At 69.5% G+C, this 16304-nt stretch carries 11 protein-coding genes; 3 read left to right on the forward strand and 8 right to left on the reverse strand.

Features of this window, described 5'->3' with window-relative positions:
• Positions 1 to 333 precede the first annotated feature (333 nt).
• Positions 334 to 2160, forward strand: coding sequence for a calcineurin-like phosphoesterase C-terminal domain-containing protein (locus NLI01S_RS13190; protein ID WP_067604157.1), 1827 nt, complete (start codon positions 334 to 336; stop codon positions 2158 to 2160).
• Positions 2161 to 2411: 251 nt separating this feature from the next.
• Positions 2412 to 4100, forward strand: coding sequence for a translation initiation factor IF-2 (locus NLI01S_RS13195; RefSeq protein WP_067604159.1), 1689 nt, complete (start codon positions 2412 to 2414; stop codon positions 4098 to 4100).
• On the opposite strand, the gene NLI01S_RS13200 is transcribed toward NLI01S_RS13195, so the two are convergent.
• The 3 genes from NLI01S_RS13200 to NLI01S_RS13210 form a co-directional block, all read right to left on the reverse strand.
• On the reverse strand, positions 4097 to 6262 hold the full coding sequence (locus NLI01S_RS13200; RefSeq protein WP_067604161.1) for an NB-ARC domain-containing protein: 2166 nt from the start codon (positions 6260 to 6262) through the stop codon (positions 4097 to 4099). The genes NLI01S_RS13195 and NLI01S_RS13200 overlap by 4 nt on opposite strands.
• 124 nt (positions 6263 to 6386) lie before the next feature.
• Complete coding sequence (locus NLI01S_RS13205; protein WP_067604163.1) at positions 6387 to 7796, reverse strand: sodium:solute symporter family protein; 1410 nt, start codon at positions 7794 to 7796, stop codon at positions 6387 to 6389.
• A gap of 104 nt (positions 7797 to 7900) precedes the next feature.
• Entirely contained in the window at positions 7901 to 8734 is an 834-nt protein-coding gene (locus NLI01S_RS13210) for a MurR/RpiR family transcriptional regulator (RefSeq protein ID WP_067604165.1), read from the reverse strand.
• 164 nt (positions 8735 to 8898) lie between these two features.
• Here NLI01S_RS13210 and NLI01S_RS13215 point away from each other — a divergent pair, with 164 nt between their 5' ends.
• Entirely contained in the window at positions 8899 to 10146 is a 1248-nt protein-coding gene (locus tag NLI01S_RS13215) for a metal-dependent hydrolase family protein (RefSeq protein ID WP_067604167.1), read from the forward strand.
• A 95-nt stretch (positions 10147 to 10241) separates the two neighbouring features.
• Here the strand turns inward: NLI01S_RS13215 and NLI01S_RS13220 are convergent, their stop codons facing one another.
• From NLI01S_RS13220 to NLI01S_RS13240, 5 genes are all read right to left on the reverse strand, one after another.
• The gene (locus NLI01S_RS13220; protein WP_157091026.1) at positions 10242 to 11138 is read right to left on the reverse strand and encodes a GAF domain-containing protein; all 897 of its coding nucleotides are present in this window, start codon (positions 11136 to 11138) and stop codon (positions 10242 to 10244) included.
• 105 nt (positions 11139 to 11243) lie between these two features.
• Positions 11244 to 13763 carry an MMPL family transporter gene (locus tag NLI01S_RS13225; protein ID WP_067604172.1) on the reverse strand — a complete coding sequence of 840 codons (2520 nt, stop codon included), beginning with the start codon at positions 13761 to 13763 and terminating at the stop codon, positions 11244 to 11246.
• A gap of 41 nt (positions 13764 to 13804) precedes the next feature.
• Entirely contained in the window at positions 13805 to 14500 is a 696-nt protein-coding gene (locus NLI01S_RS13230) for a TetR/AcrR family transcriptional regulator (protein ID WP_067604174.1), read from the reverse strand.
• Between the two features lie 57 nt (positions 14501 to 14557).
• Positions 14558 to 15031 (reverse strand): hypothetical protein, encoded by a 474-nt coding sequence (locus NLI01S_RS13235; RefSeq protein ID WP_067604176.1) that lies wholly within the window; start codon positions 15029 to 15031, stop codon positions 14558 to 14560.
• A gap of 72 nt (positions 15032 to 15103) precedes the next feature.
• Positions 15104 to 15934, reverse strand: a complete 831-nt coding sequence (locus NLI01S_RS13240) for a siderophore-interacting protein (protein WP_067604178.1) — start codon at positions 15932 to 15934, stop codon at positions 15104 to 15106.
• Positions 15935 to 16304 lie beyond the last annotated feature (370 nt).

Genomic DNA, 16304 nt, shown 5'->3' on the forward strand with positions numbered 1-16304 from the left:
CCCTCACCACCCACACACTCGCAGGACGCCAACTCCCTCCACCCTTCCCCTCCGCTCCGTTCCCCTCCGCTCCGTTCCCTCTCCTCATCCACCACCCAAGCCACCTCATCTAACGATGAGTGAACAACACGTCACCGACCGATAATCGACTGTTGGTCGGCAACTGGGTCCACGTTCAGTCCCGTCGACGAAGGTTGCTTTCCGTCGGTCCCCCGACCGGCTTCACCCCCGAGGCGACGGAGAGCAATCCGCATGCTCACGACACATTCCCAACATCCTCGAAACCCCTCCTCCCCTTCAAAGACACGACGCTGTTCCCGTGCCCTCCTCACCGTGTCTACGGCCGCGGTCCTCGTCGGCGCCCTCACGCTGGTGCCCGCCACCGCTTCGCCGGACCAGGCACAGGACTGGGACGACATCGCCTATCGTGGCGCGATCGAGGTCGTCCAGGCCGAGAACGGTCCCGAGAACGACTCGGTGCTGACCGGCAAGGTGTTCGTCGACTCGGACCGGGACAGCGCAAGCGACGGCGAGTCCGGGCTGGCCGGGGTCACGGTGACCAACGGCCGCGACGTGGTGCGGACCGACGACCAGGGCGAGTACGAACTGCCCGTCTTCGACAACATGACCGTGTCGATCACCCAGCCGTCCGGGTACCAGGTACCGGTGGACGAGTACAACGTTCCGCAGTTCCACTACAACCACCTGCCCGAGGGCTCCCCCGATCTGCGCTACGGGGGCATCGAGCCGACCGGGCCGCTACCCGCCGCGATCAACTTCCCCCTGGTGGAGAGCGAGCTGACCGCTGAGGCGGCACAGAGCTGTGTCATCGCCGGTGACCTGCAGACCTACGACAAGCAGGAGGTCGAGTACGCAAGGGCCGGTGCCATCAAGGACCTGTCCGAACGTGACGACTACGCGGGTTGCGGCACTCTGTTCGTGGGCGACATCGTGGGCGATGACCTGTCGCTCTACCCCGACATCAAGGAACTGACCGCCGAGACCAACGGTCCCGCCCGGTTCCTGCCCGGCAACCACGACCTCGACTTCGACGCACCGATCGCCGCGCACTCCTTCGACACCTTCCGCGCGCAGCTGGCCCCCGCCTACTATTCCTACGACGTGGGCGAGGTGCACGTGGTCGCGCTGAACACCGTCGACTACCCGTGCGCGGCGGCCGAGGACAGCCCCGAGGGTATCGAGGAGCACTGCGCCGACCCGGAGGGAAGCCCGTCGTACAACGGCCGGATCAGCGACGATCAGCTGGACTGGTTGGAGAGCGACCTGGAGAACGTGTCGGACGACAAGTTGATCGTGGTCGCCGGGCACATCGGTCTGCTCAACTACGCCGACGAGAGCTCCCCGGTACACCAGGTCGACCAGGTCGTCCGGGTGCACGAGCTACTGGAGGGCCGTGAGGCCGTCGCGGTGTCCGGACACAGCCACAGCATCGAGAACCTCAAGGCCGGCGACGACGCCGCGGGCTGGCGGGACCTCTTCGGCATCGAGGGGATCCCCTTCCCGCACATCACTGCGGGCGCGATCTCCGGTGACTGGTACTCCGGCGAGGTCGGCGAGGACGGCTACCCCACCGCGATCGGCCGCGACGGTGGTCGCCCCGGCGTGGTGACGCTGGACGTGGAGGGCAACAAGTTCCAGGAGCGTTACACCGTCACGGGCGAGTCCGACGAGGTGCAAACGCAGCTCGGACTGAACAGCCCCACCTTCCGCGAGTGGTTCGACGAGCGCCAGGAGTGGAACGACGACCCCGCCGGGGAGGCGCCCGAACTGGACGAGCCTTTGGTGCTCGACCGGGCCGACCTGGCCGACGGCACCTGGCTGACGACCAACTTCTTCTTGGGTTCCACCGGTTCGACCGTCGAGGTCGCCGTCGATGGAGCCCCCGCCGAGGAGGCCACCCGCACCCAGTTGTTGGAGGGTGAGGACGTCAACGTCGGTGTCGAGTACTCCGACCCGCACGCGGTCGCCCAGCAGCTGGTGCACGGCGGCAGCCTCGCCGACCGGACCATGCACCTGTGGCGGTTCGATCTGCCCGGCGACCTCGAGGCCGGCACCCACACCGCCGAGGTGACCGCGATCGACTCCTACGGCCGCGAGTTCACCGACGTCCTCGAATTCGAGGTCGTCGAGGAGCGGTAGGGCGCTCCCGAGGGACAAGGGTCGTCGCCGGTGTTCGATCACGGGCGGCGACCCTTCGTCGTGATCGGAGAACATCGCCATGGGCCACCCTGTGCGGCACGGTTGTCGCCCCTGGTCTCGCCTATGGTCTCTGTCGCACCTGGAGTCGATACCCCAGGTCGATCGCGCGCCCTGACCGGAGCTCCCGTAAGCTGACCTGCCGAACCGGGACGAACCGGACCGGCGATCCAGAGAGCTCCGAGAACCGAAACGTGAAGCGTCGAGCGCCCGAATGGGCGACCCTCTCCCCCAGGCGCGAGGTCCTCGCCGTCGTGCGCAGTGTCCCCGCCGCCGGGCGGCTGCTGGACGTCACCTCGCTGCTGGCCGATGAGCGAGTAGGGGTCACCTTCACCGTCACCCCCGGTTCGGCCTCCGAGTCCGGGATCGAATCCCTGCTGCGCACCGCCGGTGTCGACGAGGTCCTGCCCTGGGAAGAGGCCCTTCGTACCCGGCATGATCTGGCGTTGGCCGCCAGCACCAAGGGCGATCCGCACCGGGTGCCGGCCCCGCTGGTACTCATGCCGCACGGGATCGGACACAACCGACGGGTGGGCTCCGCCCCTGGTTCGTTGGCAAGGGCCTCCGGGCTGGATCCGGGCGAACTCCTCCACGAGGGCGAACCCATCGCGGCGCGATTCCTGTACTCGCACCGTGAACAGCTCGAACGTCTCCATCGAGTGCTTCCGGCGGCCCGAGGCCGTGGTGTGGTGGTGGGCGATCCCGCCTTTGATCGGATGCTCGCCGCCGGCGGGCGACGCGACCGGTACCGGCAAGCCCTGAACGTGGACGACCGTCGGCTGGTGGTGGTCTCCTCCACCTGGAACCGGGGGTCGTTGTTGGGCGCGCGCCGCGACCTGGTGCGGGCCTTGCTCGCCGAGCTCCCCCACGACGAGTACCGGGTGGCACTCATCGCCCACCCCAACGTGTGGCGATCGCGCGGACGGGCCCAGTTGGAGCTGTGGTTGGCCGACGAGATCGAGGCGGGGCTGGCCCTGATCCCTCCGGAGGAAGGATGGCGCGCTGCCCTGATCGCCTCGGACGTGGTGGTGGGCGACGTGGGTTCGGTGACCTACTACGCGGCCGCTCTGGGCCGACCGGTGCTGCTCGCGGCCTTCGACACCGCCGACATCGACCCGGCCTCGCCCCTGTTGGAGTTCGGTTCTCTGTTGCCGCGTCTGGGGTCGGGACGCCTGGTCGAACAGGTGGAGCTGGCGGCACGGTCCTCCGTTCCGCCGGTGGCCGATCTGCTCATCGAACACCACGGCGACTCGGCATCCCGGCTCCGGACGGTACTGTATTCACTGCTGGATCTGCCCGAACCCGAACGCCCCGCCTATTTCCCGCCCTTGCCCGACCTGCGACCCCAGGTCGACGACATCACCGCCTGGCGGATCGACTCGGCGGCCGTTGAGGGGGCGGAGGAGACGGAGCTGCGTCTGCGACGCCACCCTTCGGCCGTGCCCATCGGGCCACCGGAGGAGGCCGCCACCCGCCCGTTGGTCGTGGACGCCGAGGACACCGCCCTCCCTCGTCGGGACGCCGCCGACTCCTGGTCGCGTCGGCGGGTACGGAGTGAGTCGGACTCCGTCTCCTGGGTGAAGGAACGGATCGCCTCCTACCCGCGTGCCCGATCGGCGGTCGCCGCCCTGGACCGGAACTCCACACTGTTGTTGGATCGTTCCGGCGCGGCGATGCGGGTGCACGACGTACACGGCGTCCATCCCCTGGACGCCGCCATCGTGGCGGCCGCCGCCGTGGCCTGGTCACGCCGGGCATGCCCGTGGCGGGCCTGGCACCGGGGGTTGCCCGTTCGTGTGGGTGAGCGAACCCTGCGCCTGAAAGGCACCCCCCCCCCGCCGGAATTCGCTTTTCTGGGGGATGTCGAGGAAGTCTCGGGCTAACGGTGGAGTTCACGCCGGATCTTGGCGGACTCGGTCTCCAGGTGGTAATGGCCGGCGACCTTCCCGGCCCACTCCAACCGCTTGCGGGACAGGTCGTGTTCGTCTCGTGCACGATCCAGTTCGGCCAGGAGCCGCGCGCCGCGCACCTGTTTGACGGGGTCTGCCATCTGGACGAAGACCTCCAGAGCCTCTTCGGCCTTGAGCGCGGCCTCTTCGGTTCGGTCGATCCCGGCCAGGGCCCGGGCCAGAAGCAGTCGGATCCGGGCCCGAAGCTGCTTCCAGTCGTCCACGACCCACCGTGCCCACCGGTGCGGGCTCTCCGCGACGAGCTCGGCGATACGCCGGTCGGCGATGTCCTCCGCGTGGGTGAGCTCCTGGAGCGCGTGGGCGGGATCGCCTCGGCGTAGGGCCTGGCCACCCAGTTGGTAGGTCTGCATCGCCTCACCGCGCGGACGTCCCGCCTCCCGGTGGATCCGCCGGCAACGGGTGAGCAGTTCACTCGGAGAGGACGCGGGCAGCCCTGGCAGGTCGGGCTCGCGTTCCTTGAGCAGCGCCTGTGTCTCCAAGACCACCGCGCGGTCGAGTTCGTGGTCGGTGCGTTCGGCCTCGCGTTCGGCCTCGGCGACCAGGGGAAGCGCCCGTTCCGTCATGTCGAGCTCGATGTACAGACGGGCGAGGTAGTTGGCGCAGCGGGCGACGGCACCGTGGTGTTCCAACCGCCGTGCCACTTCCAGGGCACGTTGATAGATGGGAACGCCGGTCTTGAGACGACGACGGCCGTAGCAGGTCGGCCAGACCGCGTCGGCCAGTGCCGGCACCGCCAGGGGGCGGTCGAGTTCCAGAGCCAGGGACATCAGTTCGGGGACACGCTCGATCCGACGGTCCTGCCACTCCGCCGCCTCCCGCCGGCCGTCGAAGGGGACCAGGTGGTCGCCGGGCGGAACGGTGAGTTCGGCGGTGGGCAGGTCGTCGGTGAGCCGGTGTCGTTCCCCCAGTGCCGCACGATCGGCCAGATGGTGGGTGACGGTGTGGTAGCGCAGCACGGCGGCCACGTCGGAGGCCCACTTCTCACCCGCCTCCTCTCGGACCCTTTTGCGGACCAGTTCCACCATCCCGCGACCGCCGCCCTGGCCGCGATGCAGCAGTCCGGCCTCGGCCAGTCCGTTCAGTACTTCGTCGGCCCGCTCCTTCAGCACCAGGTGGGCCAGTTCCCGGTCGAAGCCGCGGCCCGGGTCCATGGCGAGGACGTCGAGGACCCGGCGCTGATCGGGTGCCAGACCGGAGACCGCGAGGTCGACCACGACCTCGGCGCCGCTCCGTGGCGGGAAGGTGGAACGTTGCCGTTCCCGGATCGCGCTCACCAGTTCGGCCACGCCCAGTTCCTGGGCCTCGATGTGTCCAGCGGCCATCCTCAGGGCCGCGGGCAGGCCCCCACAGAGTTCGACGAGTCGTTCGGCCGCGACCCGTTCGTCACGGTCCCGCAGACGCCGGTCGACACCGTGGAAGGAGCGTAGGAGCGCGAGCGAGTCGTCCCCGCCCAACGCCGTGAGGGTGACGGCTTCGGCTCCACCTGCCACCAACTCCGCGGTCGAGGTGAATCCGAAGGCACAGGCGGCCACGACCAGGTGCGGTCCGGTGCCCAAAGACAGGGATCGAAGATCCCTCTCGTCGGCGACCCCGTCCAGGAGCAGTAGAAGCGGCTCACCCGTGGTGATCCTGCGCAGCCTGCCGTGCAGGACCGACGCGTCGGTCTCCTCACCCACGTCCCCCACCTGGAGTTCGGCGAGCATGCGGCGCAGCACCGCCGCCACGTCGAGCACGCCTTCCCCGTTCCGCCAGTCGCGCAGGTCGAAGTAGAGGTCGCCGGCCTCGAACCCGCGTCCCACCCGGTGGGCCACCTCCGCGAGGGTGACGCTCTTGCCGACCCCCCGATCCCCGGTGAGCAGGGCGAGCGCGCCACGTCGTTCCCGTAGGACCTGCGCGGCCACACTCTCCAGTCGGGCGAGTTCGTCGACGCGGTTGGTGTACTTGCGATCGGCGTTGGGCGCCTGGTGCGGCGGCGCGGGCGGCTTCGGCTCCATGAAGGTGACGGAGACCCGGTCCCCTTGGATGGACGTGCCGTGGTTGTCCCGCAGCTGGTAGTGGTGTCGGGGGTCGGACACCTTCGGCCTCCTGGTGGTGTGTTGGCACGCGTGCGCCGAGTGGTCACGGCCACCGCCGATCCTAGGCCCCGGGCCGGGTCCGGGGCCTGGGACGCCCCCCTCTGTCCACTTCCGGCCTCGGGCTTCAGTCCACGCCGGCGGCCTCCAGGGTGCTCGCGTCCGGAGCCTTGCTGAGCAGACTGGCGATCACCAGGGCCAACACGGCCGCGGGCAGCGCCACGATCACGCCGTTGAAGCCGCCGGGCGCCCCCGCGACCTCCCAGCCGATGGTGACGGCGGATCCGGTGATCAGGGCCGCCACCGCGCCGGCGGTGGTGGCGCGCTTCCAGAACAGGACCGCCAGGACGGCCGGGGTGATGGCCGCGCCGTAGATCGTGTAGGAGTACATCTGCAGGTCGAGCACGGTGGGGAAGTACAGGCCCAGGGCGATGGCGACCAGGGCGATGGCCACGACCGAGGTGCGCTGCACCACCAGGGTGCCCCGTTCGCCGATTCTGTCACCGGCGAACCTGGCGAACAGGTCGTAGGCGATGTTGGAGGCGCCCGACAGCATGAAGGACGATCCGGTGGTGACGACGAACGCGACCGCGCCGGCCAGCAGCAGTCCGCCGATGATGGTGGGCAGGTGTCCGTCGGAGGCAAGGCGCAGCACGGACTCGTCGCCGTTGATATCGGGCATGAGCACGGCGGCGGAGGTGGCCAACATGATCACGGGGACGAACACGAAGAAGCCGGCGATGAGCATGCCCAGGGTGGAGTTGCGGGCGGCGCGTTCGTCCTTGGCCGCGGCCAGTCGCTGGTAGAGGTTCTGGTCGGCGAGCAGGAGCAGGAACAGCGGCAGGAAGTAGCCGAGCAGCTGGAGTGGGCCGAGGCCACCGGTGGGGGTGCGCGCGGCCTCGGGAAGCCCCTCCCAGTAGGCGGGCAGTCCGCCGACGGCGACCAGGATGAGCGGCACCGCCACGATCAGCGCGCCGAAGACGAGGATGGCGGAGACGAAGTCGGTGTAGGCGACCGAGAACAGGCCTCCGGTGACGGTGAGGATGGTGACGACCACCGCGACGACCAATGCGCCCTGGGTGGTGCTGAGCGGCGTGATGAGCGCGAGGACGTAGCCTCCACCGACGAACTGGGAGGCGACCAGACCGATGTAGGCGATGGTGGTGACCACGGCGGCGACCGTGCGGACCCCGGTGCCGAAGCGGGCTTCGAGCAGTTCGGGGACGGTGTGGCGGGCCGCCCTGCGGATGCGGCGCGCGGCCAACAACAGGACGAGGATTCCCAGGGGTGTGCCGGCGAAGAAGACCATGCCCGCCATGGGGCCGTGGTTGTAGGCGAAGTTCGCGCCGCCGATGATGGTGCCCGATCCGACCCAGGTGACGACGAGGGTCGCGATCATGACGGGGGTGGACAGGCTCCGCCCGGCGAAGAGGAAGTCCTCACCCGTGCGGACCTTGGCGGATCGGGTGTAGTACAGGCCGATCCCGACCATCACCACGAGGTAGAGGGTGATGAGGATCAGGTGCGTCGTTTGCATGGATGGCCTCGAGAGGGAGACGGAGGGGTTCGACTGAGGCCCGATGTAACCAGCAACGACAGCAATAATGCAATAGATGTTGCATTCTATGTGACCTGGATCACCTAGAAGAGTTCCGCCTGCTCCCACAGCCGCTCGGTGCGACGCACCGCGGCCAGGGCCGTCTCGCCCCCGATCCTGGCCAGCTCGGCCAGGATCGCGTGCACGATCACCATCGCCGTGGTCAGCGAGGGGAACATGCCCACTCCCTCGCTGGGCACGACGACGACGTGGTCGGCCACGGCGACCAGGGGCGAGTCCCGACGGTCCGTGATCAGCGCGATCGGCACCGATTCGTCGGCGGCCATACGCGCGGCCCGACCCAGCGCCACGGGGAGCATCCACAGATCACAGACCACCAACAGATCACGCTCGCCCAGCCGCGCCAGGGCGTTGACCAAAGAGGTGCCACCGGAGTCGTGGAGTCGCACGTCGTAGCCCATGATCTGGGCGGCGTGGGAGAGCTGGACCCCCGGCGCGGCGAAGGTGCCCGAGCCCAGGACCAGGGACCTGCGCGCCTCGTGCAGGGCCGCGGCCACCGCGCGGACCCGGCCGGGCTCCAGGGTCCGCTCCAGCAGACGCAGGTTCTCCCGATCCGAACGCACCGCGGCCCGCACCGGATCGGCGTCGGAGCCGGCGTGCTCGGCCAGCACCTCCCCCGCGCTGAGCGAGGCCAGGTAGCGCGAACGCAACTCCACGCGCAGCGCCGGCCAGCCGGAGTAACCCAACTGTTGGCCGGCCCGCACCACCGTCGCGACGTTGACCTCGGCCCGTTCGGCCACTTCGGCGGCGGTCGCGTAGGAGGCGAACCTGGGCTCGTCGCGCAGCACCCGCAGCACCCTCTCGGTGGCCCTGCCCGCGCGCCCGCGCTCCAGTGTCTCCTCGATCCAGTCCGCCATCGCCCTGTCCGTTCTCCGTTCGAGCGATCCGGACCGCCCGGTTCGCGCCGAACCCAGCGATATCACCCCCGCTGGACAACGACGCCCAGATGCAACGTATATTGCATCTCATCGTCGTGGCCCATCCCACGACGGGCCCGTGCACCCACGCCTGGAGGTTCCCCGTGACCGACCACCCGCGCCCCATCGTGTACACGAACACCGCGCTGCTCGATCCCGAGACCGGAACACGCGCGCCCGGGAGCTGGCTCCTCGTCGAGGACGGCCTCATCGCGGCCCGTGGTACGGGTGAGGTCCCAGCGAGCGTCACCGACCGGTCCGAGACGGTCGACCTCGCCGGGGCCACGCTCATGCCCGGCCTCATCGACGCCCACGTGCACGCCACCGCGTTGAGCGCCGACCTGGGCGCCGTCGCCGACCACTCCCCCTCCTACGTGGCCGCCTACGCCTCGAACTCACTGTCCGACATGCTCGGCCGGGGGTTCACCACCGTTCGCGACGTCGGCGGCGCCGACTGGGGACTCGCCGAGGCCGTGGACGACGGACTCATCGACGGACCCCGCCTGCTCTTCGGCGGCAAGGCCCTGTCCCAGACCGGCGGGCACGGAGACTTCCGTCCACGCGGCAGGCACGGCACCGACCAGCACGGATGCTGCCCCGGGGCGGGTCTGATCTGTGACGGGCCCATCGAGTTCCGCCGCGCCGCACGTGAACAGCTGCGCACCGGCGCCCACCACGTCAAGGTGATGCTCTCGGGCGGGGTGGCCTCGCCCACCGACCGGATCGACTCCACCCAGTCCTCCGAGGACGAGCTGCGCGCGGTCGTGGAGGAGGCCGAGGCCGCCGATCGCTACGTCACCGGGCACGCCTACACCGCTCGGGCGGTCAACCGCGGGTTGCGTCTGGGGGTTCGCTGCGTCGAGCACGGCAATCTCATCGACGAGAGCAGCGTGGAGCTGTTCGTGGAGCACGGCGCCTTCCTGGTCCCGACTCTGGTCACCTACCGCGAACTGTCCCGGCAGGGGGCTCGCCACGGGCTTCCCCCCGAGAGTCGGGCGAAGGTGGACACGGTGCTGCACCGGGGTCTGGAGGCCCTGCGCATGGCACACGAGGGCGGGGTGCGCCTGGTGTTCGGCACGGACCTGCTCGGTGGCATGCAGGTCCACCAGAGCGCGGAGTTCGCCATTCGCGGCGAGGTCCAGCCCGCGGCCGACGTGGTGCGCGCGGCCACCAGTGAGGCGGCGGCCCTGCTGGATCTGGAGGGCGAGGTCGGCACACTACGCACGGGGGCGCGCGCCGACCTGGTCGTCGTGGACGGTGACCCGCTGACGGATCTGTCGGTGCTGGCCGAACCCGAGCGCGGCGTGCGGGCGGTACTGCGCGGCGGTGTCCTGCGCCGCGGGGGTCTTTGAGGGCATGGGGGCGCCCGAGGGGTCAGGCGGGGCGGGCCACGCCGGTCGAGCGCAGTAGCGCCCGGTCGCGCTTGCGGCGTTCGCAGCGCACTTCCTCAAGAGCCCTCTTGAGCTTTTCCTCGGGAGTTTCCGTTTTCTCGGCCAGGTAGTTCTCGCGGGGGCTGGTCAGTTTGAACTTTCCCATCACGACCATTCCTTTTTTCGGGGTCGGGCCCTCCGGTCGCGCCTCGGGCCGCCTCCGCGAACAATATACCCAGTGCGGCGGCGAACAAAGCGATCGTGGATCCGTGCTGGTGGTCCAGGCTGCCCGGGTCGGGGGCGTCGATGGTGACCATTCCGAAGGCGTGTTCGGTGGAACGGATCGGCGCGGCGATGAAGGTGCTGTAGTGGGCTCCGGTGCCCGCCCAATAGGGGGTGTCGGCGCCCTCCGAGCGCAGGTCCTCGACGATGACGAACCGGCCGGGTAGTTCGTCGAGGATGCGGAAGGCCTGGTCACCGCGTTCGGTGCCGCGGACGAAGTCGCGGGGACGGTCGGGGCGCCCCGCGGGGAAACGGGGTTCCATCCGTCGCCCGTCGTTGGAGACCACGAACACCACGGCTCGCACCCCCGGTACCGAGACGAAGGCGGCGCGCAGGTCGCCCGCCACCCGCATCGCCGCGGCCTCGGCGGTCTCCACCCTCTTGTCACGGGGGCGGAAGGTGGCGGTGGCGGCCAGTTCCAACAGCGGCGCGAGCGCCTCCTCCAGGACCTTCTCCCGGGCGGAGGTGAGTTCGTTGTTGTTCTTGCTGCGCCGTTCCCACCAAAGGTCGAGGGCGGGGATGACCACGCCGACGACGATGGGCGGCACTCCCCACCAGATCACGATTCCGGAGACGATACCGCCGAAGGCGACCAGGAGCCCGGACAACGTCAGGGCCAGGGGTTTGTGACGGTGCGCGATGTAACCCAGCCACGAAAGCGTGCCCAGGAGGGGGTTCACGGGCTTTTTCACGCGCTCACCCTAGCGGGATCGGCGCCCTTGCGTGACGAAGGCCCGGTGGGCGGTACCGGCGTGATGCCGGGCGCTCCACCGGGCCCGAGTACGGATCAGTACGGATCAGTGACGACCGGAGGTGACACCCGGTCCGGGGTCGCTCGTCTCGGTCGGCTTCCGGTCCTCATCGGTCTGCTCGGCCGACTCGTCCTGGTGCAGGTGGGCGCGTTCCAGGGCAGATCCTTCCACGTCGACGTCGGGCAGCACACGCTCCAGCCACTTGGGCAGCCACCAGGCGGCGTCACCGGCCAGGTGCATCACCGCGGGGATGAGCAGCATCCGGACCAGGAACGCGTCCAGCAGCACACCGAACGCGAGCCCGAAGCCCACGGAGCTGATCATCATCATCTCGGAGAAGATGAACCCGCCGAACACCGAGATCATGATGATCGCGGCGGCGGTGACCACCGAACGGCCGGCCCGGAAGCCCTGCACCACCGCGAGGCGGGCCGGGGCGCCGTGCACGTAGGCCTCGCGCATGCCGGTACCGATGAAGAGCATGTAGTCCATGGCCAGGCCGAACAGGATGCCCACCATGATCGTGGGCAGGAAGCTCAGCACGGGCCCCGGGTTCTCCATCCCGAGCAGACCGCCGAGCCAACCCCACTGGTAGACGGCGACCACGCCGCCCAGGGCGGCGAAGTAGGACAGGATGAACCCGAGCGTGGCCACCACCGGCACGAAGATCGACCGGAACACCAGCAACAGGATGACCAGGGACAGGCCCACGACCACGGTCAGATAGGTGGGCAGGGCACCGGCGATCTGCTCGGAGATGTCGATGTTGCCGCTGGCCATACCGGCGACGCCGAGCGGCGCCTCGCCGTGGATGGGTTCCATGCCGCGCAGCGTGTGGACGAGGTCCTCGGTGGACTCGCTGGAGGGGCCCTCCGCCGGTTCGACCTGGAAGATGGCCAGGGTCTGGTCGTCGGAGACATCGATGGGCGCCACCGCCTCGACGTCCTCCAGCGCGTAGATCGCGTCGGCGACCTCGTGCTGGTACTGCTCGGCGTTGGCCTCGGCCTCGTCGTCGTCAGGGCCGCCGGGCAGGTCCGCGGTGACCAGGAGCGGACCGTTCTGGCCCTCGCCGAAGTTCTCCTGGACGGCGACGTAGGCCCTGTACTGGGTGGAGTCGACCGACTGGGAGGAACCGTCCGGCAGGCCCTGGCGCAGGTCCAGGACCGGCAGGGCGATGACGCCCAGGACGATGACGGCGATGGCGGCTCGGCCGATCGCCCGGATGTTGGACATCGGCTTGATGTGGCCGGGCTTCTCGGCCGCCTGGCCGTTGGCGGATGCGGTGCCCAGACGGGCGCGCTCGCGCTTGGACAGGATCCGTCGTCCCACCAGTCCCAGCAGCGCCGGGATGAGGGTGATGGCGACGATCACCGCGATGGCGATGGCGATGGCGCCGACGCTGCCCATGAGGCCGAGGAAGCCGATACCGGTCAGGTTCAGACCCAGCAGGGCGATGAGCACGGTGGCTCCGGCGAACACCACGGCGTTGCCCGCGGTGCCGTTGGCCAGGCCGACGGACTCTTGGAGCTCCAGCCCCTGCTTGAGTTGACGTCGGTGCCGGTTGACGATGAACAGCGCGTAGTCGATGCCCACCGCCAGGCCGAGCATGAGGCCCAGGATCGGGGTGATGTCGGCGATGGCCAGGACACCGGACAGCGCCATGGTGATCAGGGTGGCGATACCCACACCGACGAGGGCGGTGAGGATCGGCAGGCCGGCTCCGATGAGGGTGCCGAGCATGACCACCAGGACGACGCCGGCGACGACAACGCCGATGATCTCGGCCTTGCTGACCAGGCTGGGCAGCTCCATGGCGATGTCGTCGGCGAACTCGACGGTGGCCCCGTCGACCGGTTCCGACTCGAAGACGGAGATGACGGCGTCGCGGGTCTCCTGGGAGACCTCCTCCTGCGCGTCGGCGAAGGAGACCATCACCATGGCGGCGTTGCCGCCCTCGGAGACGGTGCCGATGCCGTCGGCCATCTCCATCAGGGCCTCGCCCTGTTCGAGCTGTTCCTCCTCGGTTTCCAGGGTCTCCAGGCCCTGGTCGATCTCGTCCTGTCCGCCGTCGAGGGCCTCCTCCATCTGGTCGAGCATCCCCGCGGCCTCGGCCTGGGCACGGTTCTCGTCCAGTTCCTCCTGGCCGGCCTCGATCTCGGCGCGGGCGTCGTCGATCTGTTCGCGCCCGTCCTGGAGGAGCTCGACCTGTTCGGCGCGCTCGTCCTCGGTGGCGAACGGGTCGACGACACCCTCGACCCCGTCGACCTCGGTGGCGAGGTCGACCCGCTCACCGATGGCCTCCTTCTGTTCGTCGGTGAAGGGCTCGCCGTCGTCGGTCTCGTAGATGATGGTGCCGGCGCCGCCGCCCATGCCCTCGAACTCGGTCTTGAGGCGCTGGTTCACCTGGTCGGTGGCGGTGCCGGGGATGGAGAAACCATCCTCCAGCTCTCCCGAGAAGAGGAAGAAGGCACCGCCCGCGGCGACCAGCAGGGTCAGCCAGAGCACGATGACGGTGCGGGCGCGCCGTGCCGAGGCACGCCCTAGTCGGTAGAGAAGTTCAGCCATGGTTCTTCCGCAGGAGTGGTGGGTGTGGTGAGCGGATCCGCTCAGGTGGCCGCGGTGCCGGTGTCCAGGGCGCCGAGGCCGTCGCGGTAGGTGCCGATCATGCGGTCGAGCAGCTCGTTCCAGACACGGCGGGATTCGACGGTGTCAGCCCCTTGGGTGGCCCTCTCCCAACGACGGACCACGACCAGGGCACCGCCGATGAGGGCGCCGCACATCAGCTCGACCTCCATGGGGTCGGCCGAGGGGTGGTGGCGCAGGGTGGTGGCCGCGATCCGGGTTCCCAGGTCGGTGAGGGCGCGCTCGAAGAGCACGGCCTGGCGCGGGTTCAGGGCCCGGTCGCCGATGGCGAGGGCGTGGCCGGGGCCGCAGTCCTCGGTCTGGAAGATGCGCGTGAGCTCGTTGATCGGCGTGACCAGGTCGGTGGCGCGCAGGGCGCCCGCGACCCGGTCGAACATCGAGGTGCCCTCGTCGCTCACGGCGAGGTTGGCGTCGACGCCGTCGAGGATGACCGCGAGCATCTCGCGGAACACTTCGAGGGTGATGTCGTCCACCGTCTTGAAGTGGTTGAAGACGGTGCGTCGGGAGACGTCGGCGCGCGCGGCGAGACGGTCGACGGTGAAGTCGGTGCCGCCGATCTCGGACATGAGCTCGGCCGCGGCGTCGACGATGGCACGCCGGTGCCGTGCCTTGAGAGCCTCACGTCGGTCGAGGGCGGGCGAGCGCCGCTGTTCTGCCATGGCACAAGACTACGGAATTCGGTGCACTCAGTGCAACGACGCACTGAGTGCACCTGCTCACATCGTTTCGGACGTGAACGGCCATAGGCCCACTGAACGGACATAGGAGGCGGTCGTGGCGACCATGAGCACCAGCGCCGCGACGCCGAGCAGGCTGTGGTACCACTCCCATTCCGGGCCCGCTCCGAGAAAGGCTCCCCCGACCATCGCCACGGCGGCGGCGCCCACCCCGATCAGCGCACCGGCCAGGAGGAAGAGCATCAGCGGCCGTGGCAGGCGGCGGCCCGCCTCGGTCACCGCGGCCAGGATCAGCAAGGCTCCGAAGATCCCGGTGGCGGCCGCGAGCCACTGTTCGGCGACCACGCCCAACACCGCGCTGACGGGGCGTTCGTAGGCCTCGGGCGGCACGTCCGGGCCGCCGGGAAAACCCAGACGGCCTTGGGAGGCGTAGTAGGCCTTACCCAGGGCGTAGCCGAGGAAGGCCACCACCAGTGGCACGGCGAACCATCGTGGGCGGCGACGGTCGTTCACGGGCACTCCCTCATCGGAAGGATCGGTGCGCCACGGCGAGTGGAGTTCCCGAGCGCGGGCGGGACGCCGGGGTCACTTACGCTTGGCGCGGCGGCCCACACGCCAGTAGGCGCAGAACTGGACGTTGTCCTTGGGCACCCCGGAGTTCAGGGCCAGGGAACGCGTGGCCAGGACGAAGGACGCCTCACCCACCACGTACACGCGGGTGTCGGCACCGATGCCGCGTGAGCGCAGGTGTTCCAGGGCCCGGTCACCGGCGGACTCTCCGTAGGTGCGCACGTTCCAGACCGGGTCGGCGCCGACCAGTTCACGACGGTCCGCGGCGTCGGGGACCTCCAGGACGTAGTCGCAGGGCGCGCCGTTCAGGGAGCGGGCGATCCCCTCCACGCCCGGCAGTCCGCTCTCGTCGGCCACCACCAGGACCGGGCCGGTGTGGTCCTCGACGTTGAAGATGCGCCCCTGGTCCAGCACGCCGATGTGGTCACCGGGGCGGGCATCCAGGGCCCAGCGGGCGGCCACGCCCTCGACCTCACCGGTGGTGACGCAGCGGTGGATGACGAAGTCCAGGTCCAGCTCCCAGACATCGTCCACCCGGCGGGCGTCACGGATGGTGTAGTTGCGCACCAGCGGACGGTGCGACTCCTCGATGTCCAGCAGGCGGGAGTACCAGCCCTCCGCTCCGCCCAAGGGCAGGTCGAGGGTGCCGTCCGGGGCGGTCAGGAACAGTCGGAACCAGTGGTCGAAGCCCAGGTACTCGAAGTCGTCCTCGAACCCGTCGCCGGTGCTGCGCAGGGTGACGCGGGAGAAGCCGGGGAAGGGACGGGAGGTGGCGTGCACGACCAGGGAACGGACCGAGGCGGCGCGGGGGTGGACGGGGCGAAAGTCGGCGAGCTTCTGGGCCATGGGTGCCTCCTCGAGGTGCGGTCGATCGGGAGGGGGCGTCCTCGATCCGCGATTCGGGCTGTTCGGGGTGGGTGCGGCCACGGTTCCGCACGGGAACACCGGAGGACCTCACGTTGGCCAGGTTAGACTAACCTAACTAAATTATCGAGGCCGGGTCGGCATCGAATTTCCGAGCCGACCGGGTCGGGGTTGTGGGATCCCCACAGAGCGCCCCGTCTCACGGTGTGGGCGGTAACACGCCCCCGGGAGGTCCGAGTGGTCCGCGACGTCGGATCACGGGCCGTTTTTGGTCGATCTCCACAACTCCACCCCCTCAAGATGCGTTGGGTGCGTCATGGCGCTCGGAGGTCCCCAGACGAGAAGGTGGAGA

The sequence above is a fragment of the Nocardiopsis listeri NBRC 13360 genome, from assembly GCF_001570765.1.
Taxonomy (GTDB): domain Bacteria; phylum Actinomycetota; class Actinomycetes; order Streptosporangiales; family Streptosporangiaceae; genus Nocardiopsis; species Nocardiopsis listeri.

Bases quoted from the DNA above. Each gene is read 5' to 3' on its own strand.
- NLI01S_RS13205 (WP_067604163.1), bottom strand. From the start codon at position 7,796: ATGCAAACGACGCACCTGATCCTCATCACCCTCTACCTCGTGGTGATG.
- NLI01S_RS13210 (WP_067604165.1), bottom strand. From the start codon at position 8,734: ATGGCGGACTGGATCGAGGAGACACTGGAGCGCGGGCGCGCGGGCAGG.
- NLI01S_RS13225 (WP_067604172.1), bottom strand. From the start codon at position 13,763: ATGGCTGAACTTCTCTACCGACTAGGGCGTGCCTCGGCACGGCGCGCC.
- NLI01S_RS13230 (WP_067604174.1), bottom strand. From the start codon at position 14,500: ATGGCAGAACAGCGGCGCTCGCCCGCCCTCGACCGACGTGAGGCTCTC.
- NLI01S_RS13240 (WP_067604178.1), bottom strand. From the start codon at position 15,934: ATGGCCCAGAAGCTCGCCGACTTTCGCCCCGTCCACCCCCGCGCCGCC.